Genomic DNA, 20,461 nt, shown 5'->3' with positions numbered 1-20,461 from the left:
ATGGGACGTATACAACTCAAGTCCGTGACCAAAAGCTTCGGCGACGTAGAGGTCATTCCCCCGCTGGATCTGACCATCGAAGATGGCGAATTCACCGTATTTGTTGGCCCCTCGGGTTGCGGCAAGTCCACTTTGTTGCGCCTGATTGCGGGACTGGAAGACATGACCTCTGGTTCCATCGACATTGACGGCGCCGACGCAACAGACGTGCCGCCCGCCAAACGCGGGCTGGCGATGGTGTTCCAATCCTACGCTTTGTACCCGCACATGACCGTTCGCAAAAACATCGCATTTCCGCTGCGCATGGCGAAACTGGACCAGGCCGAGATCGACAAACGGGTCGAAGGTGCGGCGAGCGTTCTGAACCTGACCGACTACCTGGATCGTCGTCCCGGCCAACTGTCTGGCGGGCAACGTCAAAGGGTGGCCATCGGTCGGGCCATTGTGCGGGAACCGGCTGCATTCTTGTTTGATGAACCGCTGTCGAACCTGGACGCCGCCTTGCGCGTTGGTATGCGGCTGGAAATCAGCGAACTGCACGAACGTCTGGCGACCACGATGATCTACGTCACCCACGATCAGGTCGAGGCCATGACAATGGCCGACAAGATCGTTGTGCTTCAGGCAGGTGTGATCGAACAGGTTGGCAGCCCGTTGGAGCTGTACCGTACGCCGCGCAACCTGTTTGTTGCAGGCTTCATCGGTTCACCCAAGATGAACTTCATCGAAGGCCCCGAGGCAGAAAAGCTCGGTGCCCAGACCATCGGAATTCGCCCTGAACACATTGCGGTGTCTGAATCTGAGGGAGACTGGTCCGGCGTCGTAAGCGTTTCTGAGCACCTCGGCTCGGACACTTTCTTCCACGTCCACGAAACAGGGTTGGCCGAGACCATCACCGTCCGTGCAGATGGCGAGGTCAGCTTTCGCCACGGCGACCGTATCCATCTGACACCACGCTCGGATGTCATTCACCGGTTTGACGCGAAAGGTCTACGGTTCGAATGACGCGTCTGACCGGCAAAACTGCCCTGATCACCGGGGCTGCGCGTGGCATCGGACTGGCGTTTGCCAAGGCTTATGTGGCTGAGGGCGCGCGCGTCGCCATCGCGGACATAGACGGGCAGCGTGCGCAGGACGCAGCAACTGAGATCGGCGCGGCCGCGTTGGCCGTCGAGATGGATGTGACCAGCCAACAAAGCATAGAAGACGCCGTTGCGCAAACGGCTGAACATTTTGGCCCAATCGACATTCTGATCAACAACGCGGCCATCTTCTCCGCCGCTCCAATCGTTGAAATTGAGCGTGCTGACTACAATCGCGTTTTTGATATCAACGTTTCTGGCGCGCTGTTTTCGATGCAGGCCGTTGCGCGCCACATGATTGATCAAGGGACCAAAGGTCGGATCATCAACATGGCATCGCAGGCAGGGCGTAGGGGCGAGCCGTTGGTCGCCGTGTACTGTGCCAGCAAAGCCGCGATCATATCCTTGACCCAATCGGCCGGGCTGAACCTGATCTCTCATGGGATCAACGTAAACGCCATTGCACCTGGTGTCGTCGATGGCGAGCACTGGGATGGTGTTGATGCGTTTTTTGCAAAGCACGAAGGCAAACCACTGGGCCAGAAGAAACGCGAAGTGGCTGCAGCCGTTCCTTATGGCCGAATGGGTCGGGCCGAAGATCTGACCGGGATGGCAGTATTTCTGGCTTCTGAAGACGCAAAGTACATCGTCGGACAAACCTACAATGTCGATGGCGGAAATTGGATGAGCTGATGGACCCTGTGGCGAATGCAAAACCTTCGGTACGGCTACGGCGTGAAAGTCTTTCAGACCTGCCAGAGATTGTCAGGACTCCGACCTATGCCCGCTCTGACCTGACACCGGGCATTGTCCATATCGGACTTGGCAACTTTCATCGCGCGCATCAGGCCTGGTATATTCACCAGTTAATGCAGCTGGGCCAGGCCCATGACTGGGCAATCATCGGGGCAGGTGTCCGAAGCTATGACGCAAACATGCGAGAGCGACTGTTGGCGCAGGACTGCCTGACAACGCTGATCGAACTGGACCCAAAAGGAATATCCGCCGAAGTGATTGGTCCGATGATCGATTACCTGCCGATCGAAGACAACAATGCCGTGCTTGTCCGGACGATGGCGGACCCTGCCATACGAATTGTGTCGCTGACTGTAACTGAAGGTGGGTATTTCCCGGACGCCAACACTGATGCGTTCGATACGGATCACGCAGACATTCGGCACGATGCCGAGAACCCGGACCAGCCGCGTACGGCTTTCGGCGCTATTGTCGCGGCGCTCAGACAACGGCGTGCAAATGGCTTGAAACCCTTTACTGCGCTCAGCTGCGATAATCTTCAGGGCAACGGTGGAATTCTGCGAACCTGCGTTGTTGGTTTGGCGCGTCTTTCCGACCCGGATCTGGCCGATTGGATCGATCAGAATGGAGCGTTTCCGAACTCGATGGTGGACTGCATTGTTCCCGCAACGACCGAGGAGGTCGTAGCGCAATGCCGGGCACTGGGCGTCGACGACCGCGCACCGGTCACGCATGAGAACTTTCGCCAATGGGTGATTGAGGACAATTTCTGCGCTGAACGACCGCCCCTTGAGCAAGTTGGAGTAACACTGACGCAGGACGTCCACAGCTATGAAGCGATGAAACTGCGCATATTGAACGGCGGCCACCAACTGCTCGCAAATGTCGGGGAGATTCTGAATGTGCCCACGATTTCAGACTGCATGCAGGACCCGGACATCGTGGCGTTTTTCAGGAAAGTTCAGACGGAAGAAATTCTGCCTCAGGTCGAAGCCGTTCCCGGAACCACTGCCGCCGAATATCTTGGGTTGGTTGAGAGGCGATTTTCCAACACCACCATCCACGACACAACACGACGCGTGGCGTTCGATGGATCTTCACGACACCCGGGTTTCTTACTGCCGTCGCTGCGCGATGCACTTGCGTCCGGGTCGTCCGTAAATGGGCTTGCGCTGGCCGAAGCATTCTGGTGCCGGATGTGTGCAGGCATTCGCGAAGATGGTTCAGAAATTTCCCCAAACGATCCCCATTGGGAGCATTTGCAAAAAACCGCACTGGCTTCCAAGGTCAATCCGATTTTGTGGATCGAACAAAGCCAGTATTTTGGTGACTTAGGCCGCGACGCGCAGTTCACAGACGCTTTTTCCACCTGGCTGGCTGCGATTTGGCAACGTGGTTGCCGCGAGGCGATAGCTGACTTTACCGCTCTTGAGCCAAAGCCCCACTGATTCTGCGGCAGGCATGCTTCAAGCCAATCTCTGTGGTAGAGGCCAGTTTGCACGAGGTTTAATGATGGCTGAAAAATAGGCACTCTTTGAGCGTTCTATTCTGGCTGTCCAAAGTGCGTAAGCGCCGTAGGCTATTGCCTTCGACATGCCCGTGAAACTTATGGAATCTGACCATCTTGTACAGGTCAGATCCAGGCACGGGTAAGGAAGGTCACAAAAAGTCCAAAATCACTTGTTTGCGCATAGCAACTCACTGGCTTTTTCACCGATCATGATTGCTGGAGCATTAGTGTTGCCGCTGACGATTTCCGGCATGATTGAACAGTCGGCAACGCGCAGATTTTCGATTCCTTTGACCTTCAGGTTTGGATCCACAACAGAGCTTTCCGAGGTACCCATCGCGCAGGTTCCTGTCGGGTGATAGATCGAGACGGAATTCGAGCGCGCCCAATCCAAAGTGCCTTTGTAGTCATCGCGGGACAGATCAGAGGTTGGCCGGAACTCTTCTGAAATCTTAGAAGCCAGTGGATTATGCCGGGCGATGTCCCGCGCGATGTTCACGCCGTCGACGATCGTTCTGCAATCAGTTTCCGTCGACAAATAGTTTGGAATGATCTTGACGTAACTGGCCGGATCGGGGCCATCCAGACGCAGTTCTCCGCGGCTTTCCGGCCTCAGCTGACAGACGGACATTGTGAAGGCAGAAAACGGGTGCACGCCCTCTCCGGGGCTGTCGGCAGACCAGGGTTGAACGTGGAATTGAATGTCAGGAGTCTGAACTTCAGGGCGGGTTTTCAGAAATCCGGTGGCCAGGCTGGCCGCCATTGTCATAGGTCCGGCCCGGAATAGCGCGTATTTCAGCGCGATCCGTGCCTGATTGAACAGGCTGCGCACTTCATCATTCAGCGTTGGCTCGTTGCATTTGAAGACCAGGCGTGCCTGCAAGTGATCCTGCAGCCCTTTGCCGACGCCGGGCAGCGAATGAACGGGTTCAATGCCGTTGGCCTTCAAGTGATCCGGGTCTCCGATGCCTGACAACATCAAAATCTGAGGTGAGTTGATGGCACCACCGGACAAGATGATTTCGCGGCGCACTTTGATCGACTTCACTTCACCCGATCGGTCGCGATAAAGAAGTCCAGTTGCTTTTTTTTTGCCGTCCAGTTCGACCTTGGTTACCAATGCACGGGTGATGATGTTCAGGTTCGGCCTGTTCCTGATCGGTTTGAGGTATGCAACGGCCGCACTGCAGCGACGCCCGTTCCGAGTGGTCAATTGGAAATAGCCAACGCCTTCCTGATCGGCCCCATTGTAGTCAGGATTAAACGGGTAACCCGCCTCTTGGGCGGCGGCGACCCAGGCGTCACAGATCGGTCTTTGAATGCGCATGTTGGATACCGACAGCGGGCCGCCTGTACCGTGAAATGCGTCTTCGCCGCGCTCTTGATCCTCGCTGCGTTTGAACAGAGGCAAGACGTCATCCCAACCCCAGCCGACGTTACCCATCTGACGCCAGCGGTCGTAGTCCTCTTTCTGACCGCGAACATACAAAAGCCCGTTCAACGAGGAAGATCCGCCAAGGACCTTTCCGCGCGGCCAATCAATCGAGCGTCCATTCAAACCTGGATCTGGTTCAGTGCGGTAACACCAATCCAATGAGGGGTTATGCATGGTTTTGAAGTATCCAACCGGTATGTGAATCCACGGGTTGGTGTCAGGTCCACCAGCTTCCAACAATGCCACTGTTGTGCTGGGGTCAGCGCTTAGCCGATTGGCAATGACGCAGCCCGAAGAGCCTGCTCCGACGACTGCATAATCCACCTCCATGACGGTCTCCTCCCAAGGTAACTGAAAAAAACACTATGCAAATTGCCGGAACTATACTAGCATTTTTTGATACAAAACGTCTCAATAATTGCGATCAGGGAGGTAAGCAATGGAGATCGGTAAGAAACTAAGCGGTGTCTCACGGCGGGATTTTTTTCGTGTGGCCGGGCGTTATGGCATGAGCTCAACGCTGCTGGCAGCGGGTGGCTTTGGTGGCGCGATGAGTTTGGCCAATTTGGCGCAAGCCGCAGAATCAACTTATGAAAAACGGTTTTCGAAAGAACCTAAACACACGCTGAAATTCGGTGCTTCGGGCTTCAACACGCGCAACCTGCTGATCGAACGGGCAGGGGCCATCGAATTCGCCCGAGATCTGGAAGAACGCACTGACGGTGAGATTCGGATCGAGTTCATTGGCGACAACCAGATCTGCGGACAACTGAGCTGTGTTGAGAAGACTCAGCAGGGAATCGTCGACATCTATGCGGCGTCGACCCAGAACTCTGCGGGCGGTGCGCCATATCTGAACGTGCTGGACTATGCCTATATGTTCCCCAGCAGGGCGGCGCAGTATCATTTCTTCTACAGCCCCGACAGCCAGCGCATTCTGCGAGACCCCCTCGAAAAGCGCCACGGGCTGAAATTCCTGTTCACACACTGCGAACTACGCGGCCTGCAGATGGGCTCGACCTTCTCTGACAAGCCGACAGTCACCAAGCTGGAAGAGCTGTTTGGGACGAAGAACCGTGTAACGGGGACGCAGCTTGGCCGGATCGCCATGCAGCTGCTGAACCTGAATCCCGTGCCGGTGGCATGGGAAGAAACATTGGACGCACTGAAGACGGGCCTGATCGACGGAGCGGAAACTTGGGCATCAGCCGTTGCCTACGCAAACATGGCTCCGGTCGTCTCGCAATCCGTCAATCTAAAATTCTTCTGCGGCACTGAACATACGTCAATGTCGGCCAAAGTGTTTGACGGTCTTGGCGGTGAACTTCAGGACGCGGTTATGGAATCGTCCTATTTCACGCAGGCCCTTATTCAGGGTGCAAACGAAGCTGCACTGCTGAACACGGTTGGTTTCTCGGAACCACAGCTGCCTAACACCATCTTTGCGGAAAACGGTGTACGTGCAGCATTCCTGCCGGACGATCAGATCAAACTGGCCGAGGAAATGTGTGCGCCGAACTTTAATCCTGAACCCTGGGCGCAGTGGCGCGAGCGGCTGAACAAATGGGCCGGTGGCATCGACACCTATCAGGAAATCTACGACATCGCGCGGCAGATCCCAGCAGACACACTGCCCGAAAACGTTGAGCCCCGCCGTTGGTGGAAAGGCGCGGCCTGATCTAACATTTCGAACCGGCCCCTCGCGGGCCGGTTTCTCTAAACACCGACTGGGAGGACGGGGTTCATGTCACTATGGGCAGATATCGGGGCCATTTTCAGCGCCTTGCTCACTCGCGATTCATTCGAAATCCAATCCGCATTGGAATCCGACGCCGCCTGGGTTGTCGGCACTGTTGCCGCCGCGCTCGGCGGTTTTCTTGTAATGCTGATCTATCGCAAAGTGCCCTTTGTTGAACGCCACTTCGAACGGTCGATCATGGTCTATTCCTACCTTGCGATTGCGCTGATCATCTTCTGGGGTGTGATTGACCGCTTTGTCTTTAACGATCAGGAACCCTGGTCTACCACCATTCCTCCGCTTCTGTTCATGATAATGGCCTGGTTTGGTGCGTCCTATAATGTCCGCCTGCGCACGCATCTTAGCTTCAGCGAGTTTCGCACCGCGATGCCACGCGGCGGTCAACTGGCGTGTTTGTTTTTGGATGCCATTCTGTGGTTCATCTTTGCAGTAATCGTCATCGTGACCACAACACGCCTCGTTGCGCTGTCAGCCTCGAACTTTCAGATCGTACTTGGGACAGACAACATCATGCAGTGGTGGTTTCTGTTGGCGGCGCCCGTGTCCTTCTTTTTGATGGTTGGCCGCGTGTTTCAAAACCTTGCTGACGACTTGCACAACTGGAAAACCGGAGAGCCGCTGATCAAGCAGGCCGTGATAGGGGCAGACTGATGACAGACGGAACTTTAGTTACACTTATTTCGCTGGGCGTGACGTTTCTGTTCATGTTGGGCGTGCCGGTGCTGCTGGTCATCGGATACTGGGTGATCGGATGCTCATTCGTTCTGGGGCTGACACTCGACAATATGGGTGCAGAGCTACTGAACGTGTTCAACAAAGGCTTCGCCCTGTTGGCGATGCCGCTGTTCATCCTGACCGGGGACCTAATCAACAAGTCGGGGATCGCGCGGCGTCTGAGTGATTTTGCCTATTCCTGTTTAGGCTGGATACGCGGCGGGTTGGCAATGGCATCGCTTGGGGCGTGTGGATTGTTTGCCGCGATTTCTGGGTCGAACTCCGCAACGACCGCAACTATCGGCTCAATGCTGCACCCTGAGATGGTCAAAGGCGGCTATGACGAACGCTTTAGCGCGGCCACGGCGGCGGCGGGCGGTACGGTTGGGATCATCATTCCTCCATCCATCATCTTCATCGTCTACGGGTTCTTGATGAACCTGCCCATTTCTGAGCTGTTCGTCGCCGGTATCATACCTGGTGCGCTTATGGTTTTTGGTATGCAATTCGCGTGCTGGATCATCTGTCGGATCAATGGATGGGGGCACCTGATTCCGCTGCAACTGAACCGGATTCTCAAAACGGCATTTGGTGCATGGCTCGGCTTTTTCGCCATCGGCCTTGTGCTATGGGGCATCTATACAGGCAAGTTCTCACCGACCGAGGCGGCGGGTGTAACCGTTGGTTTCTGTGTCATCGCGGGCTTGGTCAGCTATCCGATCAACCGGATCATGGGCGCGCGGGATAATATCTCGCCCACAGACAAAAGCTTTGCCGAAATGCTAGTTGTCGAAGGATTCACGATCCCTGAGATCCCCTCGATCGTGATCCGATCGGCTCAGATCACGGGTATCCTTGCGCCGCTGATTGCTATCTCGGTGGTCATGCAGCAAATTCTGTCGCTGCTTGGAGCACAACAAACGATCGGAGATTTCGTGACCTCAATGGGTGGGTATTACGCGGTTCTGTTCACATCAATGGTCATCGTCTTCTTTTCGGGCATGGTGCTGGAAAGTTTGCCGGTGACGATTATCCTTGCGCCGATCCTCGCGCCAATTGCTGCGTCGGTAGGGGTCGATCCGATCCATTTCTCGGTGATCTTTCTGGTGGGTGCATCGATCGGGTTCATAACGCCGCCTTATGGCCTGAACCTCTATGTTGCGTCCGGTGTGACAGGCGTGCCTTACTTCCGGCTGCTGCGCTATACGGTGCCTTACCTTGTGGCGTTGCTGTCTGTGTGGATTTTGGTCTCTCTGGTGCCTGATCTGGCCTTGATCTTGTTGCCAAACAACTAGAGTTTAGCGGGATGGCAAACGCAGACACGCGAGAGAAAGAATCCCAAATCCCGACGAACCTGCGTTTGCTGTTGATCCTTGAAGAGGTTGCAAAGCGTGGGGTCGCAGTCAAACCGTCAGACCTGATTGAATCATTGGGTTTGGCGAAACCGACAGTCCATCGCCTGCTTCTAACGGCTGAGGCCGAAGGGTTCCTTCAACGTGATCTGGATGGCCGATCCTATGGTCCCGGGCCACGTTTGCGGCAACTGTCGGTGAACACGGTCTCGTCGGAGCACCTTCGAACGGCCCGCCTTGCGATCCTTCGGGGTGTCGCCGATGAAATTGGCGAGACCTGCAACCTCGCCATCCCGGATCGGGAAGGAATGATATATCTGGACCGGGTGGAAACGGAATGGCCCCTGAGGATTCAATTGCCGATTGGCACTCAGGTTCCGTTTCATTGCACGGCCAGCGGCAAGATGTACTTGTCGACGCTTCGTGAGAACACGTTGGACGGGTTTCTTTCCGCTCGTAAGCTGAACGCGAACACTAAGAAAACAATAACTGATCCAGAAGCTCTGCGCGCCGAAATCATGAACATCGCGCAAAGAGGGTATTCAACGGACGACGAAGAATTCATGCCCGGGATGACCGCCGTAGCTGTCCCTGTTCTGGATGGGCACGAAAGGCTTGTGGCTACGTTGTCTGTTCACGCGCCAACCCAGCGTCACGAATTGGACAGTTTGATGCAGTTCCTTTCGCTTTTGCAGTTTGGAGCGACCAAAATATCGGGATTGCTGACGTCATAGATAAGCGTCGGGACTTAGTCTTTCTGTGGGTCCCAATCTATACTGATTGTTGTTCTGTTCATCCCACCTTTGGCTCGACCAATCAGACGTCCACGCCCTCCCCTTTGGTCACTATTCCCCGGTTGGGTCAGAGTAGTTTCTTGGAAGCTGCTTTAGCGCATGACCCTTGGGGCAGATGCATTGAACGTTCTCAGCATCTCATTCGACGTCGGCTCGGGTTCATGTTCCGTCGTTGTACCCGGAATTGTAGAAGACTGGTATGTGCGGAGTGATCTGGCGCTTATTCCCAATATTCGCCGCGCTGAGGTCCGAATGCCGTCTAACGCGGAGGCTTTGCCGTTGAAGCTTCCACCTGTATTCCAAAAATATCAGAGCTGAACACGCACGAACACAACCCGTTTGGACGAAGAAGTTTTGGTTCACTTAAAGATGCCTTCCAGCCAAGCTTCAAAACGCTGTTTGGCCACTGCATCCGCTTTTGAGTTTTGCCCCGCAATCAAATAGTGGCTCTGTTCTATTGGAACGGCTTCACCAACTATGGCGACCTTTCTTCCGGTCTCAATGGCGGTTTTGGCAAACCTCTCGATAACGATCGCATTGCCGCCACCTGCAGCCACGATGTCCACCGCCGCAATGGTCGTGTCGACCACAAAGGTCGATGCGTACTGGATTTGTTGAACCCCGGTTGCGAAAAAATACCGTTCCCACATCTGTTGGAATCCCAGAATGTGAATGAGCGGCTGTTGTTGCAGATCTTCGGTGGAAGGGGCTTTCCCCCCAGAAATCGTGGGGGCAATTCGTACGATACGCTCAGTGGATATTTTCCGAGCGGGGATATCAGTCCACTCGCCGCTTCCAACACGCAACTCGACATCGACATTTTCACGGCCTGCGGATTCAGCCCAAATGTTCGAGACCAGCTTTATGGAAATATCGGGGTGGATCCGCAAAAACTCGGGCAACCTGTGAGCGAGAAACAAGGTCGCCGTGGATATTGGTGCACGCACGACTAGCTCGTGCTTCTGGTTTGATCCGAACAGACTGATCGTTGACAGATCGATGTCTCTTAGGGCTTGCCGCACAGAAAACGCGTATGCCTGGCCAACTTCGGTCAGGCTTAGGTTGCGTGCGGCGCGATAGAACAAGGGGCAGCCAAGTTGCGCTTCCAGCGAGCGGACATGCAGGCTAAGTGCCGATTGCGTGATACCCAGCTCTGCCGCGGCGGCAGTAAAGCTCAGATGCCGCGCGGCGCATTCAAAAGACCGAAGCCAGATAGGGTTAGGAGATTGCGGCATTCGTAGCACCAAAAATTTTCGCTGATACCTGCCGGTTTTATTCGTTTTACACAATGCCATCAACGTTTGTACTTTTTGCGAAGTAAAATCTTTGCCGATCATCCGGCGGGAAATGAAACAGGGAACCACTCGCATGAAAGTTGGATTTATTGGTCTTGGAAATGTCGGCGGGAAACTCAGTGGCAGTTTGCTGCGGAACGGCATTGATCTAACGGTGCATGACCTCAACACCGAACTTGTGGATGATTTCGTTTCGCGCGGGGCAACCAGGGGGGAGAGCCCGGCCCAACTGATGCGCGATTGCGATACGGTAATCACCTGTTTGCCATCGCCCGCTGCTTCTGATGCCGTCATGCAACAGATGCTGTCCGAGGTGAAGCCGGGCAAAATCTGGATGGAGATGTCCACCACTGACGAAGCCGAGGTCAAACGCTTGGGCGCAATGGTGATGGAGGCAGGAGGCGCAGCCGTGGATTGCCCGGTTTCGGGCGGATGCCACCGTGCGGCGACGGGCAATATCTCGATCTTTGCGGGCTGCGACCGTGCCACGTTTGACCGCATCGCGCCTTTCCTGAAAACCATGGGTCGACGCATTTTGCACACTGGCGATTTGGGCTCGGCTTCGGTTTTGAAAGTGGTGACGAACTATCTGGCCACGGCCAATCTTGTCACTTGCTGCGAAGCGCTTGTCACCGCCAAGGCGGCCGGTATGGACCTCAACACGACCTATGAGGCGATGAAGATTAGCTCCGGCACGTCATTCGTACATGAAACCGAAAGTCAGGTGATCCTGAACGGTAGCCGGGACATTTCTTTCACCATGGATCTGGTCAAAAAGGATGCCGGTCTGTTCCAGCAGGTGGCTGACCGTCACAATGTGCCGCTGGAAATCTCGCCTATGCTGGTTCAGATCTTTGAGGATGGCATCGAACGCTATGGCGAGCGTTGTTTTTCGCCCAACATCATCAAACGTCTGGAAGAGGCCACCGGTCTGGACATTCTCGCCCCCGGTTTCCCGCCGGAAATGACGGATGATGAGCCGGAAGAACCCGGTTACGAGGTGATCCCGCAAGGCTCTGAACGCAAAGCCGCTGAATAAAAAAGGACAGCGGTTTTGAAACGGATCTATACTTTTGGTGGGCATCCGGCGACGCGTAACTTGACGGTGGCGGATATCAAGGCAGGCAAGGGCAGGCGTAAATTCGTGCAGACGACCGCCGTGAGCCGCACCGAGGCTGCTGCGGCTCAGGCCGCGGGCATTGATCATCTATCAATCGTCGATCACGATCTGGCCGAAGTACGCGCCGGTGCGCCTGACACGTTCACCACTGCCGCGTTGATGGCCGGCGATTATGAGACCCACCAGGACATCCTGCGTGCCGGTATACGTGCGGCAACCGCCGGGGCAGACGCGGTTTACACATTGCGCAGTCTCAAAGCCGTGGAACTGCTGGCCGACGAAGGGTTGGCCGTTCAGGGTCATCTGGGCCTGGTGCCCCGCCTGTCCACCCAGATCGGCGGATTGCGTGCCTATGGGCGCACCGCTGATGAAGCAATACAACTGGCCGAGGATCTGCGACGGTTGGAAGACGCTGGTGCTTATGCAGTCGAGTTGGAATGTGTCGCCAACGAGGCGATTGCAGAGATCAGCCCGCGTACCGGACTGATCACCCACTCAATCGGTTCTGGCGGGGCTGCCGATGTGATCTTCCTTTTCCAGGAAGACGCTTGCGGCGACACCCCAAACCCTCCGCGACATGCCAAAGCCTTTGCCGATATGGCAGGTGCCCGTACAAAACTGGAGGCCGAAAGGATGAAGGGTTTGACCGCCTATCGTACCGCGGTTCTGGACGGTAGTTATCCCGACATTGCGACGAGCATCGGCATGAAGCCCGGTGAGCATGAAAAACTACGTGAAGCGCTGGACAAGCGCCGCCCGTTTCACGAGTAGGCCCCACGATGACTTGCCGTCCGTCACGGAAATACCCGTATGAGCCGCCTCCGGCCTCATCCTGATCAAAAAAGGTACATTTGCTCAGGAAAGGACACCCCGTGACGACTGCAGATACGAACGCTCGGAAAACAGCTCATACCTCCGAAGATCCCGCCCCCATGAGCCGCGAATGGCACTGGCACCCGGAACTTCCGGTAAAGCACGCCCCCTATTGGCACTGGCCACCCAAATTCGGCGTCATGGGGAAATGGGCCTGGCAGAACTGGCTGCAATTTTCGGATCGTTCGATCTATCTTGCGCTGGCATTTCTGGTGGCGTTCTGGTTGCAGCCCGTCGGATCCGATCAGGCCATTTTTGCCATTGGCTGGATGTCATGGGTGTTCATTCGCAACTGGGTGTTGCTGTTGGTCGTCGCCGGTGGGCTGCATATGTGGTTTTACGGTGTCGACGGGCAAGGCAAGTTGCTGAAATACGACCCCCGACCGTACATGAAGCGCAAGAATGCGCTGTATAAATTCGGCTGTCAGACCTGGGACAACATCTACTACTCGATGGTCTTTGGTGCGACCATCTTGTCGATGTTTGAATGCTTCCTGCGCTGGATGTACGCTAACACTTATATCGGCACGCTTAGCTTTGTTGCGCATCCTGTGTGGTTCATTCTGCTGTTCCCGATATTGGCGCTTTGGCAAAGCTTTCACTTTTATGCCGTTCATCTATTTCTGCATCAGCCGTTCATATACAGGCACGTACACGCCGTGCACCACCGCAACGTCAACACCGGCCCCTGGTCCGGCATGTCGATGCATCCGGTCGAATCCTTCGGGTATCTCAGTGCTATTCTGATCGTGCTGATCTTACCCAGCCATCCCGTTCACATGATTTTCCTCGGCTACTGGCTGATGCTGGGCGCAGCGTCGTCTCACTCTGGATACGAAGCGATTTGGGCGCGCGATCGTCAGGCTTTGCTGATAGGTGCATTTTTCCACCAGCTTCATCATCGCTATTACGAGTGCAATTATGGCAATGCCGAAATGCCCTGGGATAAGTGGTTCGGAACATATCATGATGGTTCCGAGGACGCCACAAAGCGTACTCGGAACCGTAAGCGTGAAATGAACGCTAGCGGCAGATAACCAAAGCTCCAAATACAGAAGTTTGTTTGCAATGCGTTGGTCGGATTGGGCTCACTTTCGGGAACCTCCGTCGGGAAGACTTCGCTAAAATAGGACTGAAAAAATTGTTCCTATTTAAAGAGATAGAAGCGTTTTGCCGTGCCGTGGAACACATCGTCCTGGTTTGATGCCGGGACGAGTTCCTGGTGCCTGGAAACAACTTCTTTGTAAGTTGAACTGAGGCTGTCGACCGGAAAATTCGACCCGAACATGCAACGGTCGGCACCAAACTTTGACAGGCAGGTGGCAACGATTGGTGAGACGCTTTCAGCGCTCCAGTTATGATCAAACATTCCGAGGCCGGAGAGCTTGCAACAGACTTGAGGGAGGTTTGATAACGTTTTTAACCCGTCCGCCCATCTCTGCAAGCCTTGTGCGGTTCGGTCGTGGGGGGACCCTGCATGGCAAAGAGCAACCTGGGTTTCTGAGGCATGCGACAACACATCTGCGGTCATTTCCATTAACTCAGGCAGCAGTTGAAGATCGAAGGATAGCCCGCGTGAGCCCAGTTGTTTCAGACCAGCCAAGAACTTTGGATCTTCAAGCAGCGTGTTTGTGCCGGTGATTGCATCCTCGCCCGGAGCGCGGCCGATGATCTGACGAACGCCGCGTACAGACGGCAGGGTTTGAAGGCGGTCGAGTTGTTTGTCCAGATCATCAGCGGTCAGATCGCAGAACGCCACTTGCACCAAGGGCCAGTCCGGGAACTGGTCGGCCACTGATTGCACCCATTGCGCTTCGGCCCAGGGGTCAGCCGCGCCCACCTGAATATGTACCGAAGCGCCGAAACCCTCGGCTTCGGCGTCTGCGCGAAATTCCGGCAGCAAATAGTTTCGTTGGATGGGGGAAGGGTCGCCAAAGAACCGAGCGACGCCCTTTTCCATGAGCCAGGGGTAGGTCACGGCAGACAGGTCCCACAGGTGGTGATGCGCATCTATCCTCATGGCGTTTCGACCGCTGTGGTTCGGGCCAGAATGTCGACGCCTTGCCCATTCCAGAAGTGCAGCAAGTCGATGAAGACCCAGTTTTCCGCCAGTTTGTCACCCGCGCGGCGATAGATATCGATCACCCTGAATTCGCCGGGTTTACCAGTTGCGGGCATACCCATGAACCCGCCGGACGGAGTGGCCGTGAAATTGGGCCAGCCAAAGAACCCGCCATAATGCCCCTCGGCCATGCGGCAGACATGATTGGTTTTAGATCGGTCTGAGAAGGCGGCCCGGAACGGTCCAGAGTGTTGTTTTGCATAACGTTCTATCGTGTAGGTCGCGCCGATCCCTTCGGGTCCCCACCAGATCATGTCTTGATGCCAGGTTTGGGCCAATTCATCCTCAAGCGACAACCCACTGTCCCATTGCCCGAGATCCGAGATCATCGCATTGATGATCGCCAGGGTCTTTTCGCCTTCTTCAGCAGGTTGTGCGTTCAGCAGCAGGCCGTCATGGGGTCTTGGTCCGGGTTGCACCAAATGCGCCGCTGTTTGTGGGGGGAACGGATTCTGCCCGGCTTGCACCATCAGGTGCGGTATGTCGAAATACATCGCTGTTTCTACAATCCTGTCACCGGCGACCTTGTAGAACGCGCAATAGCGCAGGAATGCCAGCTTGCCAGTTGGGCGAATGCCCAGCCACGGACGGTCGAACAGCCCCATCAAATGCCCCATAGATACGACCCAGACGTCGGGCTCGTCCCGCAGCGAGTTTTGCCCCGCAAACAGGATATCTACACGGTTCTGCTGGCGGGTCAGGCTGCTCTTTAGTGGTTGCCAGAACTGCCGGGCAACCTGTTCGGCGCCATTAATTTCGTTGAATGGGTGAAAGCCGCGCCACTTCAGTTCCGGGGCGCAGTATTGGCTCATTACCTTCGGGATTTCTTGTTCTGTCGCGGAATCCAGCGCGGTGTGAAACGCAGAGACGAGTTTTTTTTCTGTCTGAAAGGTCACGGTATTTGCCATTGTGATCAAATTTTTACGAGAGGCACGAAGCCGGGTTGAGTCGGGTATTTGTGTCAGTTTTGCATACGTATGCAAAAAAGTCTTGCCTGAATTGACGTATGCGAATTACAGTTTTGCAAACGTATGCAAAATGATTCCTTGCAGGGGGCACCATGGCGGAAATTCAATTGCGGAACGTCGGCAAGCGATGGGGCTCATTCGTTGGGGTTCACAATTTCGACCTGACCATTGCTGATCGCGAGTTTCTGGTCCTGCTCGGCCCCTCGGGTTGCGGCAAGACAACGACGATGCGGATGATCGCAGGGCTTGAGGACGTGACCGAGGGCGAAATCCTGGTCGATGGCAATGTGATCAACGATCTGGAGCCGAAGGACCGCGACGTTGCGATGGTGTTCCAGAGCTACGCGCTTTATCCCAACATGAACGTCTATGAAAACATCCGCTTTCCGCTGAAGGTGCGCGGCATCGACCCGTCGACCCACGACGAGAAGGTACGCCGCGCCAGCGCGATGGTAGAGCTGGACGATTTTCTGCATCGCAAACCCGCCGAGCTCTCAGGTGGTCAGCGACAGCGTGTAGCACTCGCCCGTGCCATTGTGCGCGAACCAAACGTGTTTCTGATGGACGAGCCGCTGTCGAATCTTGACGCCAAACTGCGGGTCTCGACCCGGGCGCAGATCAAGAACCTCAGCCATGAGCTGGCGGTGACGACGATCTATGTGACCCATGACCAGATCGAAGCGATGACACTGGCCGACCGCGTTGTGGTGATGAAACAGGGCGTGGTGCAGCAGGTTGGCAGCCCCACGGAAATCTATGACATGCCGGCAAACACGTTTGTGGCCAGCTTCATTGGTTCACCCGCGATGAATTTAATGGATGGCGACGTTTCAGGTGGAATGTTCCGTGCCGAACACGTCGAAATCCCAGTGGATGCCCCAGACGGTCCTATGACGCTGGGCTTCCGCGCCGAGGATGCCAGCCTTGCCGAAGGGCAGGGCCAGATCACAGCGCCGATCTACACGCTGGAATTGCTGGGCGACGCGACCATGATCTCGGTCCGGGTCGGCGGTGCTCTGGTATCGGTCAAAGCCGATAAAGCCTACCGCGCCGAGATTGGCGAGACAGTCTCGTTCTCGGTGCCGAAAGAAATCTGTCACCTCTTTGAAGCTGAAAGCGGTGCGCGGATTGGGGAACACCCCCACAAACAGCCCAAACGGGCTTAACACCGGTCCGGACGTCGACGACGGACCGATCCTGACAGGGAGAAACGCATGAAACTCAAGACGATCCTAATGGCAGGTGCCATGTCCATCGCCGCCACCGGCGCATGGGCGGAATGCGCCTTTGAAAATGATGTGCCACTGAAATCGCTGTCCGCCGGGTTTGAAGCCTGGAAAGCGGTCACCGATGCAATGGCGGAATGCGGAAACTTCAGTGCTTCGCTGGACCAGGAATTCCGTGAAAAGCAACCCGAAGCCTTTGCGGCCGATCCAGCGCTTTATCAGATCGGCGGTGTTTCGAATGCAACTCTGGTGCCTTTGCTCAACGCCGGTACGATCCGTCCGCTGGACGATCTGGTCGAGAAGTACGGTCAGGATTTGCTGCCCAATCAGTTGATCAAAGTGGACGGCAAGACCATGGCCATCGCGATGATGGTGAATGCGCAGCACCTGATGTACCGCGACGATGTTCTGGCCGAACTGGGCATCGAAGAGCCCAAGACTTATGGCGATGTTCTTTCCGCAGCTGCCAAGATCAAGGAAGCCGGCGTCATGGACTATCCCATTGGTGGGACGTTCAAGACCGGTTGGAATCTCGGCCAGGAATTCGTCAACATGTATTTGGGCGAGGGCGGTTCGTTTTTTGGTGACGGCAACATGCCTGCCATCAATAACGAGCAAGGCGTAGCAGCGCTTGAGACATTGAAGGCCATGACCGAGTATATGGACCCGGAATATCTGGTCTCTGACTCGACCTATGTGCAACAGCAGTTCCAGCAGGGCAAGATTGCAATGGCGAACCTGTGGGCCAGCCGTGCCGCTGCGATGAACGATGAGGCCGAAAGCCAGGTCGTTGGCAAGGTGACCATGGCCGCGGCTCCAATGGGATCGGCGGTTCCGGCGACCACAATCTGGTGGGACGGTATTGTTCTGGCTTCGAACATGAGCGACGAAGAAGCGGATGCTGCCTTCCGCGTCGCACTTGAGGGCATGGACACCGATACGGTCAGTGCGAACAACGATGTCGCAGTATGGCTCAGCACGGCCTATTCGGCAGGTCCTTTGGCTGCAGGTGCTGCAGCGTCCGCTGAAGGCGGTGCCAAGGCTTACCCGGCTTCCGGTCCTATGGGCATCATGCACACCTCGTTGGGTAACGGATTGGCCGACTACCTGACCGGTGCCAAAGACGCGCAGACGACTCTGGCCGATATCGAGGCAGACTACGTCACTGCCGCGAAAGAAGCGGGTCTGATCAGCAACTGATCCTCCCTTGGGAGGGCTATGGCCCTCCCATCCCTTTCCCCCGAGAACCATTAGAAAGGCAGAGCCATGAATTTCCGGACATTTGCTGCTTTTGTCGGTCCCTCTGTCTTTATGATGCTTCTCTTCATCGCGTTCCCGCTGGTCAGCGTGTTCAAGCAGAGTTTCTATATCACCCAGCCGATCTATGAGACGGTTGAAAAAGAAACCTGTACCCCTGGTTTCCTGACCCAGACCTGTGTGACCGAAAAGGTGTCGCAGCCAAAGCTGGACGAGCATGGAGAGATCATCACGCAAACCCAGTATGTGGGGTTGCAAAGCTATCGCAATGTTCTGGAACCTGACCGCGCATGGCGCGCCATAAGTGACGGCAGCTGGCATGTGCTGTCGACGATCAATTTCTGGAAGGCCCTGCGATTCACGCTGACGTTTACTTTGATCACTCTGCCGCTGGTGGTCGGTTGCGGGTTAGGGATCGCGATCCTGATAAACAATGCTGCGCGTTCTATCCGCGGTCCGGTGATATTCGTCTCTCTACTGCCTTTCATCATCACGCCGGTGATCGGAGTTCTGTCAATCAATTGGCTGTTTCGCGGCGACGGTATCCTGACTGCGATGATGGAATGGTGGCTGAACCGTGACATAGCCCTGTTCGCGCAGGCTTGGACGATTGAAGTCCTGATGATGATCTACCGAGTCTGGCACGTGGCGCCCTTTGCGGCCATCATCTTTTACGCCGGTCTGCAAACGGTCAATCAGGACAGTCTGGAAAGCGCGGTTATTGACGGGGCGACCCGCTGGCAGCGGCTGAAATACATCGTCATTCCGCATCTGATGCCGCTTATCATCTTCGTCTCGATGATTCACCTAATGGACAGCTACCGCGTGTTCGAAGAGATCGTTGGCTTCTCAAGCCAAGGCTATGTGATCTCGCTACAGTGGTTGACGTTTGACTACCTGACGCCGGATCAGGCGGGCAACCGGTCGATCAGCCGGGCCTCAGCCAACTCAATGCTGACCATGATTGGTGTTGTCATCCTGCTTATCCTTCCGCTGCGCCGCACATGGCGCGATCATAAAGGAGGCCACTGACATGTCCTCGCGCGCGCTTCGCCAACCGCTCAGCCTGCGGCTAACCTCGAACATCTTTCTGGCGCTTTGGTGCCTGATCGCGGCCTTCCCGATCTTCTGGATCGTGGTGATGAGCTTCAAATCGCCGGTCGATGCGTTCGACAGTAACGCGCTGAACGTGATTTTTGGCCCGGCCACGCTGGGCGTCGGCAAGGGGCTGTCGCTGCTGGATATCATTCTGGGCGTCGCGGTGATCTGGGCGACGATAGTCATCGCCACCAAAACACTGCCGTCGATGGTAAAATCCTACTCGAAACCCGGACAGGAATGGTTCGGCTGGATCATTGGTGTGCTGGTCGTTTTAGTGGGCTTTCTTTTGGTGTTCTTTGTTGTCCTGCCTGCCGTTCTAAACGTACTGAACCCGTGGTTCGGGCCCTTGGGTCGGAACGTGCTTGGCCTCACCACCGAACACTACAAGACCGTCTGGATTGACCGGGGCTTTTCCAACAACTTCAAGAACTCACTGATCGTGACAACAGGTGTGGTGACCGTGTCGCTGACCGTCGGGACGTTGGCGGGCTATGGTCTGGCACGGTCTGGATCGACTTTGGCTTTCTGGATCCTGATTGTCGCCTTGGTGTTCCGGGCCCTGCCGCATTCGGTACTGGTTGCCGGTTATCTGCCGGTGTTCATCAATTCGGCTGAATGGCTTGCCCCGATCCTGGGTGAAAATGCACCGACACTTTACGGCAAGCCCTTTGCGGTGATTGCTGTTCTGGTTGCGATCAATCAGCCATTCACCATCTGGATGCTGCGTTCGTTCTTCCAGAATATCCCGGCTGAACTGGATGAGGCCGCCCGTGTCGATGGGTGCAGCCATTTCCAAGCCTTCCGTCGTGTCATCATGCCAGTCATGTGGCCGGGGGTGATCACCACAGGCCTGTTCAGCTTCCTGCTGGCTTATAACGACTTTCTTGTCACTGCACTGCTGCTGGATGCGCAGAACCAGACCATGGTTCCCGCCATTGTCGGCATGTTCAACCGTGAGACGACTACAACAGACCAAGTGGTTGCCGTGGCTGCCGCCGTTTCGATCACCGCGCCGCTGATCTTCCTTGTTCTGATCTTCCAACGGCAGATCGTCAGTGGTCTGACAGCCGGGGCGGTCAAAGGCTGATGAGCAACCA

Annotated in this window: 18 protein-coding genes and 1 pseudogene; 14 read left to right on the top strand and 5 right to left on the bottom strand. The window is 55.6% G+C overall.

What is annotated here, in order from left to right:
* From AC2FD9_RS14825 to AC2FD9_RS14815, 3 genes are read left to right on the top strand one after another with little or no spacing between them, the layout of a single operon-like run.
* Window positions 1-1,005 (top strand): ABC transporter ATP-binding protein, encoded by a 1,005-nt coding sequence (locus AC2FD9_RS14825; protein ID WP_496837570.1) that lies wholly within the window; start codon window positions 1-3, stop codon window positions 1,003-1,005.
* Window positions 1,002-1,775 (top strand): L-iditol 2-dehydrogenase, encoded by a 774-nt coding sequence (locus tag AC2FD9_RS14820; protein ID WP_496837568.1) that lies wholly within the window; start codon window positions 1,002-1,004, stop codon window positions 1,773-1,775. The genes AC2FD9_RS14825 and AC2FD9_RS14820 overlap by 4 nt, the downstream gene beginning before the upstream one ends.
* The gene (locus AC2FD9_RS14815; protein WP_496837566.1) at window positions 1,775-3,286 is read left to right on the top strand and encodes a mannitol dehydrogenase family protein; all 1,512 of its coding nucleotides are present in this window, start codon (window positions 1,775-1,777) and stop codon (window positions 3,284-3,286) included. The genes AC2FD9_RS14820 and AC2FD9_RS14815 overlap by 1 nt, the downstream gene beginning before the upstream one ends.
* Window positions 3,287-3,514: 228 nt before the next feature.
* Here the strand turns inward: AC2FD9_RS14815 and AC2FD9_RS14810 are convergent, their stop codons facing one another.
* On the bottom strand, window positions 3,515-5,113 hold the full coding sequence (locus tag AC2FD9_RS14810) for a GMC family oxidoreductase (RefSeq protein WP_496761107.1): 1,599 nt from the start codon (window positions 5,111-5,113) through the stop codon (window positions 3,515-3,517).
* 109 nt (window positions 5,114-5,222) lie between these two features.
* Between AC2FD9_RS14810 and AC2FD9_RS14805 the strand changes: the two genes are divergently transcribed.
* The 4 genes from AC2FD9_RS14805 (at window position 5,223) to AC2FD9_RS14790 (ending at window position 9,342) form a co-directional block, all read left to right on the top strand.
* Entirely contained in the window at window positions 5,223-6,461 is a 1,239-nt protein-coding gene (locus AC2FD9_RS14805; RefSeq protein ID WP_058273422.1) for a TRAP transporter substrate-binding protein, read from the top strand.
* 66 nt (window positions 6,462-6,527) lie between these two features.
* Entirely contained in the window at window positions 6,528-7,193 is a 666-nt protein-coding gene (locus tag AC2FD9_RS14800) for a TRAP transporter small permease (RefSeq protein WP_058276699.1), read from the top strand.
* Complete coding sequence (locus AC2FD9_RS14795) at window positions 7,193-8,551, top strand: TRAP transporter large permease (protein ID WP_058276698.1); 1,359 nt, start codon at window positions 7,193-7,195, stop codon at window positions 8,549-8,551. The genes AC2FD9_RS14800 and AC2FD9_RS14795 overlap by 1 nt, the downstream gene beginning before the upstream one ends.
* 11 nt (window positions 8,552-8,562) lie before the next feature.
* On the top strand, window positions 8,563-9,342 hold the full coding sequence (locus tag AC2FD9_RS14790) for an IclR family transcriptional regulator (RefSeq protein ID WP_496756278.1): 780 nt from the start codon (window positions 8,563-8,565) through the stop codon (window positions 9,340-9,342).
* A gap of 123 nt (window positions 9,343-9,465) precedes the next feature.
* Here the strand turns inward: AC2FD9_RS14790 and AC2FD9_RS14785 are convergent.
* Both AC2FD9_RS14785 and AC2FD9_RS14780 read right to left on the bottom strand, forming a co-directional pair.
* Window positions 9,466-9,621: pseudogene (locus AC2FD9_RS14785) on the bottom strand (IS5/IS1182 family transposase); the annotation flags it as partial.
* Between the two features lie 140 nt (window positions 9,622-9,761).
* Window positions 9,762-10,637 carry a LysR family transcriptional regulator gene (locus tag AC2FD9_RS14780; protein WP_496705996.1) on the bottom strand — a complete coding sequence of 292 codons (876 nt, stop codon included), beginning with the start codon at window positions 10,635-10,637 and terminating at the stop codon, window positions 9,762-9,764.
* Window positions 10,638-10,749: 112 nt separating this feature from the next.
* Here AC2FD9_RS14780 and AC2FD9_RS14775 point away from each other — a divergent pair, with 112 nt between their 5' ends.
* The 3 genes from AC2FD9_RS14775 to AC2FD9_RS14765 all read left to right on the top strand — a co-directional run bounded on the left by AC2FD9_RS14775 (window position 10,750) and on the right by AC2FD9_RS14765 (window position 13,727).
* A complete protein-coding gene (locus AC2FD9_RS14775) occupies window positions 10,750-11,736 on the top strand; it encodes an NAD(P)-dependent oxidoreductase (protein ID WP_282120198.1) in 987 nt (328 codons plus the stop codon).
* 15 nt (window positions 11,737-11,751) lie between these two features.
* Window positions 11,752-12,588 carry a 3-methyl-2-oxobutanoate hydroxymethyltransferase gene (locus AC2FD9_RS14770; protein WP_496837563.1) on the top strand — a complete coding sequence of 279 codons (837 nt, stop codon included), beginning with the start codon at window positions 11,752-11,754 and terminating at the stop codon, window positions 12,586-12,588.
* Window positions 12,589-12,689: 101 nt separating this feature from the next.
* Complete coding sequence (locus tag AC2FD9_RS14765) at window positions 12,690-13,727, top strand: sterol desaturase family protein (RefSeq protein WP_496837562.1); 1,038 nt, start codon at window positions 12,690-12,692, stop codon at window positions 13,725-13,727.
* Between the two features lie 110 nt (window positions 13,728-13,837).
* Here AC2FD9_RS14765 and AC2FD9_RS14760 read toward each other — a convergent pair whose 3' ends face one another.
* Both AC2FD9_RS14760 and AC2FD9_RS14755 read right to left on the bottom strand, forming a co-directional pair.
* Window positions 13,838-14,710, bottom strand: a complete 873-nt coding sequence (locus AC2FD9_RS14760) for an amidohydrolase family protein (RefSeq protein WP_496837560.1) — start codon at window positions 14,708-14,710, stop codon at window positions 13,838-13,840.
* Complete coding sequence (locus AC2FD9_RS14755) at window positions 14,707-15,720, bottom strand: nuclear transport factor 2 family protein (protein WP_496837558.1); 1,014 nt, start codon at window positions 15,718-15,720, stop codon at window positions 14,707-14,709. Before AC2FD9_RS14755 ends, AC2FD9_RS14760 begins: the two co-directional genes overlap by 4 nt.
* Window positions 15,721-15,872: 152 nt before the next feature.
* On the opposite strand from AC2FD9_RS14755, the gene AC2FD9_RS14750 reads away from it, so the two are divergent.
* The 4 genes from AC2FD9_RS14750 to AC2FD9_RS14735 all read left to right on the top strand — a co-directional run bounded on the left by AC2FD9_RS14750 (window position 15,873) and on the right by AC2FD9_RS14735 (window position 20,451).
* Entirely contained in the window at window positions 15,873-16,946 is a 1,074-nt protein-coding gene (locus AC2FD9_RS14750; protein WP_108859137.1) for an ABC transporter ATP-binding protein, read from the top strand.
* A gap of 48 nt (window positions 16,947-16,994) precedes the next feature.
* Entirely contained in the window at window positions 16,995-18,206 is a 1,212-nt protein-coding gene (locus AC2FD9_RS14745; protein WP_282153301.1) for an ABC transporter substrate-binding protein, read from the top strand.
* Window positions 18,207-18,272: 66 nt separating this feature from the next.
* Window positions 18,273-19,295 (top strand): carbohydrate ABC transporter permease, encoded by a 1,023-nt coding sequence (locus AC2FD9_RS14740; RefSeq protein ID WP_058273413.1) that lies wholly within the window; start codon window positions 18,273-18,275, stop codon window positions 19,293-19,295.
* A 1-nt stretch (window position 19,296) separates the two neighbouring features.
* On the top strand, window positions 19,297-20,451 hold the full coding sequence (locus AC2FD9_RS14735; RefSeq protein ID WP_282169729.1) for a carbohydrate ABC transporter permease: 1,155 nt from the start codon (window positions 19,297-19,299) through the stop codon (window positions 20,449-20,451).
* The last annotated feature ends 10 nt before the right edge of the window (window positions 20,452-20,461 follow it).

Source organism: Ruegeria sp. YTSC230, from assembly GCF_059609665.1.
The sequence above is the reverse complement of the archived record's forward strand: the minus strand, read 5'-3'. Positions and strand labels throughout refer to the sequence as shown.

Excerpts from the sequence above, each read along its gene's own strand:
- AC2FD9_RS14775 (WP_282120198.1), top strand. The coding sequence starts at position 10,750 with ATGAAACAGGGAACCACTCGCATGAAAGTTGGATTTATTGGTCTTGGA.
- AC2FD9_RS14825 (WP_496837570.1), top strand. The coding sequence starts at position 1 with ATGGGACGTATACAACTCAAGTCCGTGACCAAAAGCTTCGGCGACGTA.
- AC2FD9_RS14810 (WP_496761107.1), bottom strand. The coding sequence starts at position 5,113 with ATGGAGGTGGATTATGCAGTCGTCGGAGCAGGCTCTTCGGGCTGCGTC.
- AC2FD9_RS14745 (WP_282153301.1), top strand. The coding sequence starts at position 16,995 with ATGAAACTCAAGACGATCCTAATGGCAGGTGCCATGTCCATCGCCGCC.
- AC2FD9_RS14750 (WP_108859137.1), top strand. The coding sequence starts at position 15,873 with ATGGCGGAAATTCAATTGCGGAACGTCGGCAAGCGATGGGGCTCATTC.
- AC2FD9_RS14790 (WP_496756278.1), top strand. The coding sequence starts at position 8,563 with ATGGCAAACGCAGACACGCGAGAGAAAGAATCCCAAATCCCGACGAAC.
- AC2FD9_RS14815 (WP_496837566.1), top strand. The coding sequence starts at position 1,775 with ATGGACCCTGTGGCGAATGCAAAACCTTCGGTACGGCTACGGCGTGAA.
- AC2FD9_RS14805 (WP_058273422.1), top strand. The coding sequence starts at position 5,223 with ATGGAGATCGGTAAGAAACTAAGCGGTGTCTCACGGCGGGATTTTTTT.
- AC2FD9_RS14800 (WP_058276699.1), top strand. The coding sequence starts at position 6,528 with ATGTCACTATGGGCAGATATCGGGGCCATTTTCAGCGCCTTGCTCACT.
- AC2FD9_RS14795 (WP_058276698.1), top strand. The coding sequence starts at position 7,193 with ATGACAGACGGAACTTTAGTTACACTTATTTCGCTGGGCGTGACGTTT.
- AC2FD9_RS14740 (WP_058273413.1), top strand. The coding sequence starts at position 18,273 with ATGAATTTCCGGACATTTGCTGCTTTTGTCGGTCCCTCTGTCTTTATG.
- AC2FD9_RS14735 (WP_282169729.1), top strand. The coding sequence starts at position 19,297 with ATGTCCTCGCGCGCGCTTCGCCAACCGCTCAGCCTGCGGCTAACCTCG.
- AC2FD9_RS14780 (WP_496705996.1), bottom strand. The coding sequence starts at position 10,637 with ATGCCGCAATCTCCTAACCCTATCTGGCTTCGGTCTTTTGAATGCGCC.
- AC2FD9_RS14820 (WP_496837568.1), top strand. The coding sequence starts at position 1,002 with ATGACGCGTCTGACCGGCAAAACTGCCCTGATCACCGGGGCTGCGCGT.
- AC2FD9_RS14755 (WP_496837558.1), bottom strand. The coding sequence starts at position 15,720 with ATGGCAAATACCGTGACCTTTCAGACAGAAAAAAAACTCGTCTCTGCG.
- AC2FD9_RS14760 (WP_496837560.1), bottom strand. The coding sequence starts at position 14,710 with ATGAGGATAGATGCGCATCACCACCTGTGGGACCTGTCTGCCGTGACC.